Annotated in this window: 8 protein-coding genes; all 8 read right to left on the reverse strand. The window is 40.9% G+C overall.

Annotation, left to right across the window (positions count from 1 at the left end):
• Positions 1 to 14: 14 nt before the first annotated feature.
• The 8 genes from PN836_RS10815 to PN836_RS10850 all read right to left on the reverse strand — a co-directional run bounded on the left by PN836_RS10815 (position 15) and on the right by PN836_RS10850 (position 12,205).
• The gene (locus tag PN836_RS10815) at positions 15 to 2,156 is read right to left on the reverse strand and encodes a winged helix-turn-helix domain-containing protein (RefSeq protein ID WP_395338219.1); all 2,142 of its coding nucleotides are present in this window, start codon (positions 2,154 to 2,156) and stop codon (positions 15 to 17) included.
• Between the two features lie 325 nt (positions 2,157 to 2,481).
• Complete coding sequence (locus PN836_RS10820) at positions 2,482 to 3,261, reverse strand: thioesterase II family protein (protein WP_395338221.1); 780 nt, start codon at positions 3,259 to 3,261, stop codon at positions 2,482 to 2,484.
• Positions 3,254 to 4,492, reverse strand: coding sequence for an ABC transporter permease (locus tag PN836_RS10825; RefSeq protein ID WP_395338223.1), 1,239 nt, complete (start codon positions 4,490 to 4,492; stop codon positions 3,254 to 3,256). The genes PN836_RS10820 and PN836_RS10825 overlap by 8 nt, the downstream gene beginning before the upstream one ends.
• A complete protein-coding gene (locus PN836_RS10830; protein WP_395338225.1) occupies positions 4,485 to 5,210 on the reverse strand; it encodes an ABC transporter ATP-binding protein in 726 nt (241 codons plus the stop codon). Before PN836_RS10830 ends, PN836_RS10825 begins: the two co-directional genes overlap by 8 nt.
• 5 nt (positions 5,211 to 5,215) lie before the next feature.
• Positions 5,216 to 6,379, reverse strand: coding sequence for an efflux RND transporter periplasmic adaptor subunit (locus PN836_RS10835; protein ID WP_395338227.1), 1,164 nt, complete (start codon positions 6,377 to 6,379; stop codon positions 5,216 to 5,218).
• 2 nt (positions 6,380 to 6,381) lie between these two features.
• On the reverse strand, positions 6,382 to 7,068 hold the full coding sequence (locus tag PN836_RS10840; protein WP_395338229.1) for a Yip1 family protein: 687 nt from the start codon (positions 7,066 to 7,068) through the stop codon (positions 6,382 to 6,384).
• 23 nt (positions 7,069 to 7,091) lie between these two features.
• The gene (locus PN836_RS10845; protein ID WP_395338231.1) at positions 7,092 to 7,373 is read right to left on the reverse strand and encodes a superinfection immunity protein; all 282 of its coding nucleotides are present in this window, start codon (positions 7,371 to 7,373) and stop codon (positions 7,092 to 7,094) included.
• The gene (locus tag PN836_RS10850; protein WP_395338232.1) at positions 7,373 to 12,205 is read right to left on the reverse strand and encodes an FkbM family methyltransferase; all 4,833 of its coding nucleotides are present in this window, start codon (positions 12,203 to 12,205) and stop codon (positions 7,373 to 7,375) included. The genes PN836_RS10845 and PN836_RS10850 overlap by 1 nt, the downstream gene beginning before the upstream one ends.
• Between the last annotated feature and the right edge of the window lie 3 nt (positions 12,206 to 12,208).

Raw genomic sequence — 12,208 nt, forward strand, 5'->3', positions numbered from 1 at the left:
GAATTTTTTGCGCCCTATTGAATAGAAGCGTTTATAGATCGGGAAATTCGAAACTGTGACACTTTGGTTGTAGGATATTTTTTTCGATTGAGCAGCACCTTTTGACCCAGATAGTCCACATCAAAATTCAAATTAAAGTGGGTGCCATCAAGTTGGTTAATCTGCTTTTTGTTTGAAGACAAGTCAATACTCGTAAACGATACGGTATTTCCATTGAACTCACTCCAAAACAGACTATCATTTCGAGTTATCCACGCAGAATCGAAATCTTCGACGGCCGCATTTTCAATTTGCTCTATTACATTGAATTCAAAATCGCTTAAGAAAAACTCACCGGCTTCGTTTTGAAGAACATAACCGCTGGAATACTCCTGTGCAGACTTGAAACCGTCAATAAGAAAATCACTTCTACCACTAGAAATATCATACTTGTGAATATTCCACTGCTGTTTTTCTTTTAAACCATAAAGAACAAAATTAGAGTCAAGCGTAAATTTAATATTGTTTAGTGAAGCAAATTTATTGACGTCGAGATAGTTCAATGTATTAGAATCCACATCGAAAATGACTTTTCGCTCATCCATATTGAGCAGTATTTTTTTGTTAACATGAGCGACATCTAATACATCCAGACTGCTGGCGACTTTTAGTATCTCTTCTTCCTCTGATGCGCCTTCTTTCTTAAGCGTCAATCGCGAAATTCCGTCCATATGGCGCACATATAGTTTTGTGTTTTGGCGGTCATAGAAAAATACGCGTTGCAAGGTTTCATCACTCGGTTCCATCACCTTGTTATTTGTCAAATCAAACGGATTGTTTTGTAGCTCAAGAAAGTATGACCCTTCGTCCATATCTCTAAGCGCGATAATTTGATCCGTGTTGCCTGTGATATAAAACGACCTCATTTGTTTGCGCGGATTGGTTTTAAGCACTTCTTTTGCAGCAGTGTTGGTGTCGATAACACTAAAATTGTCTTGGTCCAGAATAAGTATCGCGTCATCATGAAGCCAACCGATGTCGAATAGAAATTTGTCATGATAAAAACGGTTGACTACTTTTTTAGTTGACGTGTCATAAACAGTGATCAGCTGCTCTTCTGAGTTATTCAATGATGTAGTGACGGCTAAGTAATCACCCTGCTTTGATAATGCGACCTTGTAATCGTAGTTTTCACCCTCAATAGCTGATAAAAAATAAGTGATTTCTTTAGTAACGGCGTCAAAAAAGAAGGTATCACTCGTATCTGTTCTTTCCTTCATTCCATTAAAAACGATGCCCGTTCCCTTTGGCATGACGACAAAGTCTGAGATGATGTAGAAGTCGTCTACTAAGGTTTCTGGAATATGACTTGCACTTCTCATGTTCAGTGGTACTTTCTTAAGCTTAGATTGTCCAGGTGTCATATCGATATACAGCAGATGCTGTTGGTCATGCGCAAAATCAACTTTAACAATGTTTTTTTCGTTAAATGTTAGTTGCTTAATGTTGCTCGTTTGCATGTCTTTTACAAACAATTGGTGCCCCAAATAACTAAAGGCTTTACCTGCAAACGCGAGATATCTCTCATCGGTGCTTAATACGACATCCGATTTTTCGCCTGGATAATTAATGATAGAAGTATCACTTGAAACAATCTCGGTTACAGGACGTTCATATATCCAAAATGCCGCGGCTACAGAAATTACGAAAAGAAAAGCAACTACAAATACTGGCGAAGTAAGTACTTTGTTTTTAATTTCGCTGAACATTCCCCCACCTGAATTCCTTAATTCATTTCTCCGGCGTGGGCTTTTAATATCTGAAACTATCCTTACCTCTTCATCTAAAATGTATCCGCGCTTGTGGATAGACTTTATAAAATGGCGTCCATTTGCATTTTTAGAAAGAATGTTTCTTAGTTTTGTTAAAGAGCGCCGCACCGCAGCGTCGGTAACAACTCTGTTTTGCCAAACATTCTCATGTAATTCTTGAATAGAGGTGTAGTGGTCGTTGTTTTCACAAAGATACTTCAAGACTGCAAACACTTGAGGCTCAAGCCGAATTTCTTCTTCTTTGTAAAACAGTGTTTCAGTGCTCAAAGACAAACAAAAGTCTCCAAAACGGTATCCCTTTTGGAGATTCGTATTTTTTACTGCGTCCTCTTTAGCACCATTCATCTTCAGCTTCCAGAATAAATATTTCTGAAAGAAGCGTTAATTGCGTTGGAGTAAAGGAACACAGGTTTCAGCGTTTTCAATAACATACAGAACCTTGTCTTTGTGAGTAGACTGAATAATAAACCACAAAAAGCGTAATATGTATACAAAAGGAGTATACAAAAAGCTCAAACTTTTTATTGGATAGGGCAAGGCAATATCAATGGCTCAATGAGAACAGCCATTGACGTGTAGGCGGTGTTAAAGCTGGTTTCGAGAAAAATTTAGCGCTAGTAGCGTTGTTGACATTAGGCAATCAACGCAAACATTTAAGATAGTTATAGCTTCAGGCGCATAAATAATTTTGGCTTCGTTGTGAAAGGTTAGCGTTTACGATATCGCAAAGTTGCTTTCCTTCATCTAGCACAAATAAATGTTCTCCGCGTACAACACTGGCATGAAAAGCTAAAGAGGTCTTAGTTCCCCATTTTTTCACTGAAGCAGGGCTCACGCTATCGTCACAATCACCATAAATCGCGGTAATTGGAACAGGAAGCTTGTCTATGGGTTCTAATTCCCAGTTTGCGCAAAGTTTTACATCAGCTCTAAAGATAGGCAAAAAAATCGACCTTAGCTCTTTATTTTTAAGCACCGAATCAGTCATGGTACTCAAACTGAGAATGCTATCCAAATATGCTTCAAAGCCGGCAGATTCAACGCGCTCTCGCATTTCCCTCGGATGTATATAACCTCTTCCTGATACAAATAGATGTGTCGGCGCCTGCATTCCGCGTTTTATTAATGCGCAAGACAATAAATGACCAATGAGCGCACCCATACTATGCCCAAATATAGCGTAACGGTGATGAGTGAAGGGACCAATCACAGTCACTAATTTTTCAATCAGCACAGACATATCGTCTATTAGCAAATCTCGTATTCGACGCTCTCTTCCGGGAAGGAAAACCGGACAAACCTGAATACTAGAGTCAAGATATTCTTGCCATTTGGCGTAAAACTGAACGCCTCCGCCTGCGAATGGAAAGCAAAACAGTAGGGTTTTAGAAGGGTTAGGAGAAAAATCTGGAACCAACCATTGGTCGTGCTTTTTATTCATTTTACTCATACCTCAATGCTTGAATTGGATCTAAACGAGACGCCTTTACCGCTGGAGCTAAGCCAAAAAAGATGCCAATTGACGATGTGAATATAAAAGATAACCATATTGCCCAAACTGGAATCAGTTGCTCTAGTGCAATCGGTAAAAGGGCAGAAAAAAGTTCGGCAAACATTGCCCCAAGAAGAAGCCCCAGTAAGCCTCCGATTAAAGATAAAAGTATTGATTCAAACAAAAATTGCATCATGATGCATCTAGGCGTTGCACCCAAAGATTTCAGAACTCCTATTTCCTTTGTGCGTTCAGTGACCGATACGAGCATTATATTCATGACGCCTATCCCGCCTACGACAAGACTAACTCCAACCAGGCCCCCTGTGACCGCAAGGACAACAGACAAAATGCTGTCAAACTGTGATTTCAACTTTTCGGCAGTGACAAATTCAAATGTATTAGCTTCATTTGCTTCAAGATTTAATCGGTTTCTCAACAAGGTAGTCAATTCTTGTGTAACCGCGTCTATATGAATATTGGGATTTGGGCGAAAAAGAATCGACACATTATCAGTGATCTGCGTCCCAAACATCGAACGCATGGTGCTAATAGGCATCAAAATGTAGTTATCTTGATCAATACCAAAAATCGACCCTCTCGTTTCTCCTACACCGATAACGAGAAACCAATCATTATCGATTTGGATATACTCGCCTACTGGGTTCGCTTTCATGCTGAGGTTTTTTGCTACCGTTGCACCAATAAAAACCACGCGGCGTCTTTGATTATCATCGCTGCGGTTGATAAAACGACCGTATTCAGGGTAAATATTGACAACACTTTTGTATAAGCTAGTTGCACCTATAAGGCTTGCAGTAGTTGAACTTCGTTTATAGGCCAGCGTTGGAACAGAGTTCATTAACATCGCCGAAGGAGACATGTCTTGGACCAATTGACTTCGATTGTCCAAGTACAAATAATCTTCGTACGATAATTGGCTTTCAATGCCTAGTTGCTTTTTTTCTTCTGGAGTTTTTGCTTGCAAAGTGACCATATCACTGGCGAAGTCTTTTAGTTGAGCACTGATCACCTCTCCCAACGCAGACGTTACAGAAATAACAATTATGACAGATGCAATCCCAATGACTATGCCCAGCACAGTCAAAAGACTTCTTAATTTATGACAGATTATGGATTTCACTGCCGCTTTGCTGGTTTGCAACACTTCTTCGACGATTTCAAGCATGGCACCCGACTCCACGAGCTAGTTCTTGAGAAGGAAACGTCAGGTCAGAATCAATTTCGCCGTCAACAATTCGAATACGCCTCTCGCAGTGCTCTGCAATATCTGTTTCATGTGTCACCAGCACTATTGTATTTCCTTCTTGATGCAAAGCGTCAAATAGGGCCATGATTTCCCAGGTAGTCTCAGAATCGAGATTACCCGTTGGCTCATCTCCGAGAAGGATTGCAGGATCACTTACTAACGCCCGAGCTACGGCAACTCGTTGGCGCTGTCCGCCGGATAACTGATTAGGAACAGACTTGGCCTTATGTGCTAGTCCGACTCGTTCCAATTGAAACATTGCACGCTCAATTCTTTCCTTTTGTTTCATAACGCGGTATGTCAGTGGCTGAATTACGTTGTCAAGCACGCTTGCGCGCGGCAATAAGTTGTAGTTTTGAAACACGAAGCCTATTTCTCGATTTCGAACCATCGATAATTGTGCTTCAGACATTTCTGTCACAAGATTACCGTTAAGACGATAGCTCCCTGCACTCGGTCTATCGAGGCACCCTAACAAATTCATTAAGGTTGATTTGCCAGAACCAGAAGGCCCAGTTATAGCGTTATAGCTATTTTCATATATTTCCAAATCTACATTGTTCAAAGCGATATGCTCTCCATCCTCAAATTTGTAGATTTTTTTAACGCCTCTAAGTTCTAAGACCGCATTTTTCATGACAGTTAACCCTGACTTTCCACTTGCATTGCTTGTACAGCCATACCTTCTTTGAGCAATGCAGTAGTTCTGCTAGGCCCAATGATGACCTCTTGTCCGGTTTCTAAGCCAGCAAGGATCTGTTGTTCAGTATCCGTCGCTAGGCCTAGCTCGACCTCCTGACGAGAGGCTTTTCCTTCCTCAATTACCCATATGTAAGGTACATCGTTGCTAGCTAAATTTAATGCCGAGATGGGCACAACCTTTGCTGTACCTATCTGTTGCTTGACGATTTCCGCTCTGCAGCTCATTCCAGAGCGCAGATGACTTGTATCCCCCTCTAAATCTACTTTGATCATTACCACTAAACCCGAATTTGCATTCGCATTGGCTGACGATGCTCTAACACCGAGTTTCGATACGGTGCCTAATATCTTTTTATCCTGATCAGCCGCTGCATAAACATTCACTCTTTGTCCAAGCCGCACATTTGCAATATCAGCTTCGTCGACGCGCAGATTAACTTTCATTGAAGAAGGATCAGACACAAGCATCAGCTCCGAGCCGATAATGTTCGTCGTGCCAGCCACTACAGTTTCACCGACCTTGACGCCCACATCGACAACCAAACCGTCAATGGGTGAAGTGAAAACTGTTTTAGCAAGTTCTTGACGGGCCTCATCTAATAGCGCTTGTTTTCCAACAATAGAAGCTTGAGTAGATTCAATTTCTAATTTTGCGATCGTTAATGAAGTCTCTAATTCATCAATTGCGTCTACCGAAGAAAGACCTTTGCTTTGAAGCTTTTTTTGCCGCTCTAGTTGTTGCTTTGCTCGTTCAAATTCCTCTTCTCTTTTTCGCAATTCGATGTTTTGCAAATTGATATCTGAGACCATTCTTTCAACTCTCGCTTTGAAAGAGGTATCGTCTAACTTTGCCAGAATGTCACCTTTTTTTACTTCGTCACCTTCCTCCACGAATACATCAAGTACTCTTCCGGTAACCTCAGAGCGAATACTGACCTCTTTGTAGTAGATTACGTTGCCGGAAGCCAATATTGAGCTTTCAATCTCTTGCACAGAGACTTCTGCAGCGTTTACCTCAAGAGCAGATGCTGAGTTAGATTTCTTAATGCCAATAAGAATTCCAACACCAACGACAACGCATAAAAAAACGAATAACTTTTTCATGATCAAACCATTATAATTTGAGAAACGACATACACTATGTAAGGCGTTACTGCGATTAAGAGTGATTTTAGCCAGGTCGCGTTGGCCCATATTCTTATGCCAATTGTGGCCAACACGATGCTCCATATATAGAACACGCTAAAACTATTTCCGATTAGGTATAAATAACCACTTTCCTCCTGAATACCCAAGAGCTGGCTGACTGATGCATAATTAATCAGCTCTGGTCGAAAATCCTGTTCTGGAATTGTAAAAAGAATAATCATAAATATGAGCGTTGAAATAATCGTGGGCGCCTGAGTCCACAATGTGAAACTAAACCATTGTTCATAGCTTTTTCGCTCGTCTGATGAATCCATATACATATAAAAAAGACTCAGCAAAGCAACGGCAACCAGCATCGCTGTCGAAGATAGAAATGTCCCTAACCATCCCGCATACTCAGCGAGATTGCGGAATATTCTCGCTAGCTCCTCTTGCTGAGAAGCCGGCAAATCTTGAATTTCCGCAAGCTGTTTTTGCACCAACCATTCACTATCAATGACACTGTAAAAACTGTAATAAAGTGCAAAAATAGACAGCGTTAGCAGAAGGAAGATCCATCTGCCTTTGTGGTCACCATATTTTATTCGGTGAAAAAAGCTCGATGGTGACGTAAACACGTCAAAAAATGAGTAAACGAGCGTCATAACGAATCTCCTGTACTAGATAACTAACTTGTTTCTGTATCTTGTATCTTGATTTTTGAAGCTGCCTTTTTAGTTAGCTTTCCCGTCGCTGCCCAAGCCAAAAGACCAAACCAAGCTATCCAAGATATAATCGCTGGCACATTCGCTGCAAAAATGAGCTTTGCATTACGCCGGTTAAAAAATAGGGCGACGATGGTGGGTAAAAACCACACCACTAAAAAAAACGCGATAAAGCTTGTCGCCTGAAAAGCGTTCAAACTCCCCAATTGGGTCAAGAAAAAATCAAACTGTTGTGAAATATCCATTAGTGTTCTCCTATGGGATGATTGGACATAAAATTGATGAAATTAATAAGAAATTTGCGAGCGTAATTACTGCACAGTAGATTTGTGTCGTATTTAACGTTAAGAGCGTATCTTCCATTCACCCTAAACATCTCGACAGCAATGTCGGTTTGCCCCATCTGTTGGATATGCCCGTATAGTTTTACGTGCTTGCCGTCAATTTCTGTGCTTGCACTGCAACCATCTCCAAACCATGCGCCTATTTCGGGAACAATCGCAGGGTCGTGAAACGCAAATGTGGTCTGCGCTAGCGGAGCTCTTCCGGTATCTGTCTTTACTCCGCTATCCCTGATAATGCGTCCAAAGGGATATGATTTGTGCTCAAGAGCTTGAAGTATTTGATTTTCAACAATTTTAGGCCAAGATGCCTTCGCAAAATCAGGGCTTACCCTAATCGGCAACAAATTGACAAAATTTCCGATTTGCTGAGTTTGATGCGTTTCACGCAAACAAACGGGCGTAGCAACCAGAAAATCACTGGTAGCAGTCAAATCCTGAAGAAAACGACAGTACAAACCAAAAAGGTACACAAAACGGCTTACGCCCGATTCGCCAATTTGCGACTCAATAAACTGGCTTTGTTCGTTCGTTAGGATTTGCGTGAACCCATCGCCGCTCAAAAGCTGATGAGAACTACGAACGCTTACCGGTAAGTCCAATACAGCGAAATCTTGTATTGCTTTTTTCCAAAAGGCCGCTGATGAATCATCTGTTTCCTGAATGATAGAAGGATATTCTTTAAGCGTAGTCTGAGAAGATTTGCCCGACAGTTCTGCTATAAAATCTGTTAAGAATATCTCCATGCTTGCAAGGTCACAGGCAAGGTGATGAAGAACAAAAACTACGATATAAGCGTCTTCTTTTTCCAGCACATGGCACTTCAGCAAGGGGCCGGACAATCTGATTGCTTTGCTTGCAAGCAGTTGAATGCGTTTGTGAATATCATCAGCAGAACCTTGACTGACATCCTCTACCGAAAATTCAAACCAATCTTTAAGCTGAGAAATTTCAGTATTTCGCCCAACTTGTTTATACGCCAGCTTAAGGATGGGATGTTTATCTCCCAGATTTACCAAGGCTCGCTTTATTAGTTGAGGATTACTCGATTTGTCAATCTCAAGGGTCATTGGGACGTTGTATGCACTAGAGGAAGAGTTAAGGAGTTGAGAGAAATATATTCCCAACTGATTTTCAGTTAATTCTTTTGCAGAATTTACTCGTCTAGTGGGTTCTTTTTTATCGATAGTGTTTTGAATTGCCTGTTTGGCACGAATAAAGGCCGCTTGCTGGGCAATCGTTCTTTTGTGTTCAAATGCTTCAAATAGACTTAACTTCACTAAGAACGCTTGATGTATTAACGAAAGGACTCTAATTAGGCGTAATGAACTTCCTCCAATTTCGAAAAAGTCAGCGTTTTTGTCGACAATGTCCTTTCCAAGCACTTTGTACCAAATTCGCGCGACTTTAATCTCTAGTGCATCTGCTTTGTTCAAATGCACACCATCGGAATTGTGTTCCGGCCATACTTGAGAGACCAAGGCATCGTCATCTTCAATGGAACAATAGCATTGGTCGATAAACTTCAAGCTTAAGCCAGCGCTCTTAGAAGTACTCGCTGCACTTTTGGGAGCTTTCTCCCTCGTTAGATGTTTAAGATTCGCTACGGTATCGACACTTAAGGCGCTGTAATATGTGTCATCAACGCAAGTTATCTCTTTAGCTAAGGCAGTGTAAAAATCCTGTAGAGGCTGGTTTCTTTCTAGTTCTTTCCATTTTAAAGTAAGCTTTTGAACAGATAAATTCTTAAGAAACGTACCGATTTTTGAAAGAAATCGTTCCTCAATTCCTCTACCCAAAGCCCTGCAACTTAATACAATATTTTCTAATGTTGCATTGTCGCTAGCCACGCTGATGAAAGCAGCACCAACGAGTCCATAATCACCAAATTTGTCTCGCGCAGTTATTGTAATACACTTTACCGTATTGCTCAGAAGTAGCTTATGCAAACTGCTAGGATCATAAGTGTGCTTGGTAGCATTAAACTGATTAGTTCTTTGCGTTAACTGTGCAACGCGAGTGATGTTTTCAGCATTTAGTGGTGCCACGTTGATTTCAAGTCCAAGACTTGACAGAAAGTCATCAAACGACTGGCTTTTAGCCAGTTGTGCCTCTCGTCGCTGATTCTCCAAGTAACGTGTTGAACGCTGCTTGTCATCTTCAGTTATGTGGCTGGTAGTAAACGCCCAATGATTCATCATCTTGGCCAAATGGTTTTTCTCGTGTTTAAATTGAAGCACAAGCACCTGAGGAAATGTACCTGTTACTTCTGCCAGTTCAGCTTGGTTATCATCGACAAAAACAACCGAATCAAGTGAAATAGACAGCGATTCTGCTATACGATGAATATTGATAGATTTTTTCTGCCAGTTGGCCTTCATATCAATAAAATGGTGGGGCTTGAGCAACATTTCTTCGCGTTCGTCGAACACTTGGGCAATATCACTTTCTACATTCTTACTGCATAAAGCCAACATTACGCCATTACTATGCTGTTCGATAAGGAAGGCTTGAAATGCCAGATGCAGCTTTGTAATTTCTATACCTTTGACGCCATTTTCTCCGACAACACCTTTCCAAAGTGTGTTGTCAGCATCTACCACAATTAGCTTATGAGGGGTTTTGTCTTTACAAATTAGTGCGCGATATACCTCTTTACTCAAAAAACCATACCATTTGCTACTAAAGGGTACGTCTATGTCATCCGCTAAATTCGAATTAAACAATTCTTGTTTATCTATACCCCACTCATCGCACCATGTGATTTGTGTGTTCGGGATTTTATCCAGACAAGGTAATAATTCGTTTTTTACATCTTGAATAATAACCTGTTCGCTTGGTTCGTTTGATGAAGTGAACATTAGGTAAAGAGGCTGCGACTGATGCGCCGTATGATTTAAAAGCGCTTTTTTAAGTTCATCAGTTGCCAAGCGCATTCCATAGTTTCGACTGGCTATTGTGCTTGCCTTTATGTTTTTCTTGCGAGTAGCAGTAACGGTATAAAGCCCCGTATTGCTCAAATCAACTTCTTCCTCGACATGCACATGAAATCCGTGCTGCTTAAGTATACTTAGCGACTCTTCAAGCTTATCTCCTATTGCATCATGTACTTCGAGACAAATTTGCCGAATGATTGAGAAGTCTTCTTTAGAAAGGCTACGCAATATTCCTAATTCTGCTTTTTCTGCGTCAATTTTGAGCAAGCCAATGCGTTGAATGTCTTTTTCACGAATAAACTGAGAAAGATTTATCAGCGGGCAAGTAATATTTTTTGCTTCTAAGCGATCTTTGAGCATAGCTTCGGTTAATTCGTGTATCAGTTCAGAATCATTTGAAGTAACCATTTTCCTTACTTGATTTGAGATAACCTCTCGCAGAATTTTTTGATCATCCTCTGCTGCGCTAAAAAAGCTCGAGAAGACGGACGTTTTTGGATAAAACGAAAACTCTGCCTCTCCGCTTTTTTCGGCTACACCCGAATTTACAACCGTAACATCACCTCGGTTTCTGAGGTTGGCGCGTAAGCAGTCTGCGACTTTCGGGGAAGGCTCAAAAGCATAAATTTTTACATTTTCTGCTTGATTCAAAGCGTAAAGAGAGAACATGCCAATATTGGCACCGATATCTAGGACAGTGTCTCCGTTTTCAATTGCTATTCCATGACGCCCATAGCAACGATCAACAAAAATTTCTCGATAGAGATAGTCAGTTTCGTATTCATTAATTTGTGCAAGCTGTATTCCGTTTGGAAGGAACTTAGTGTCAAATGCTTGTTCGCTCGTGCTTGCAAGTGGTTGTGGTTCAAGCATATCTTTTGGGCGTATAATAATAAACCTGTGATCGTAAGCCTGTTGATTATTTTCAAAATTCCCTAAGGCGTATCGCCAGTCTATGTAACCTTCCGTCTTTATCTCATAAGGAAGATTAAAATTTGCGCTTAAGAATGATGATACTTCTTCCACTTGCGCGAGCGTAAAGTTTCCTTGAACCAGCGCTGTTCTCTCGGCATTCTGTGTTAAAGCACAAAACCGTATTCCTTTCGCCCAAAAAACAGTCTTGCCATCTTGACTGGCAACCGTAAGGTCTGCCAGCAGAGTATTGATAGAATGCTGTTTACATTCCACTTGCACAGTCAAGTCATTATCAAGGTTCCCAATGAGCTGACATTCTTCGATATTTAATAAAACAAAGGGACTCGTTTTATCACTGCAATTTGCTACGAGAACACTGTGAAAGCAGGCGTCAAGAACATGAAGAAACTGGGAATTTTTAGCATTAATTGAGAATTGAGATATATTCTCCAGTTTACGCATGTTTTCCAATTTCCTATATGCATCCGAAAACTGATTGCCCGTCTCATGCAGGCGCTGATACTCCTTCGAACAAGATTTACTGATTAAAGGCAAGTCAGTACGCATCGGCATGTTATGAAGCTTTGCATGTTCGTCTGAGCTTAATTTCTTTTGTTTTATCGTAGCCACAGATTGACCTTTATAGACTACAGTAGTCTGACTACACTCTTGATTTACCAACGTTGAAAAACCGTGGGCTTCATCTAAATTTGTTTCGAACACGGGTAAATGGCAATCCAAGCGATATATTGCACTAGCGTCACTTTGTTGAGCGGATAATGCCACTTGCAGATAGTAGGCACCTGGCACAACAACTTCATCGTTAATGGCGTGGCCGGTAAAGAGTGAAGAATTTGGTTTTTTCTCGTCTATTTGCGTCATCATTGT

This window comes from Ningiella algicola (assembly GCF_028401415.2).
In the GTDB taxonomy this organism is placed as follows: domain Bacteria; phylum Pseudomonadota; class Gammaproteobacteria; order Enterobacterales; family Alteromonadaceae; genus Glaciecola.

Excerpts from the sequence above, each read along its gene's own strand:
- PN836_RS10815 (WP_395338219.1), bottom strand. The coding sequence starts at position 2,156 with ATGAATGGTGCTAAAGAGGACGCAGTAAAAAATACGAATCTCCAAAAG.
- PN836_RS10820 (WP_395338221.1), bottom strand. The coding sequence starts at position 3,261 with ATGAGTAAAATGAATAAAAAGCACGACCAATGGTTGGTTCCAGATTTT.
- PN836_RS10825 (WP_395338223.1), bottom strand. The coding sequence starts at position 4,492 with ATGCTTGAAATCGTCGAAGAAGTGTTGCAAACCAGCAAAGCGGCAGTG.
- PN836_RS10830 (WP_395338225.1), bottom strand. The coding sequence starts at position 5,210 with ATGAAAAATGCGGTCTTAGAACTTAGAGGCGTTAAAAAAATCTACAAA.
- PN836_RS10835 (WP_395338227.1), bottom strand. The coding sequence starts at position 6,379 with ATGAAAAAGTTATTCGTTTTTTTATGCGTTGTCGTTGGTGTTGGAATT.
- PN836_RS10840 (WP_395338229.1), bottom strand. The coding sequence starts at position 7,068 with ATGACGCTCGTTTACTCATTTTTTGACGTGTTTACGTCACCATCGAGC.
- PN836_RS10845 (WP_395338231.1), bottom strand. The coding sequence starts at position 7,373 with ATGGATATTTCACAACAGTTTGATTTTTTCTTGACCCAATTGGGGAGT.
- PN836_RS10850 (WP_395338232.1), bottom strand. The coding sequence starts at position 12,205 with ATGATGACGCAAATAGACGAGAAAAAACCAAATTCTTCACTCTTTACC.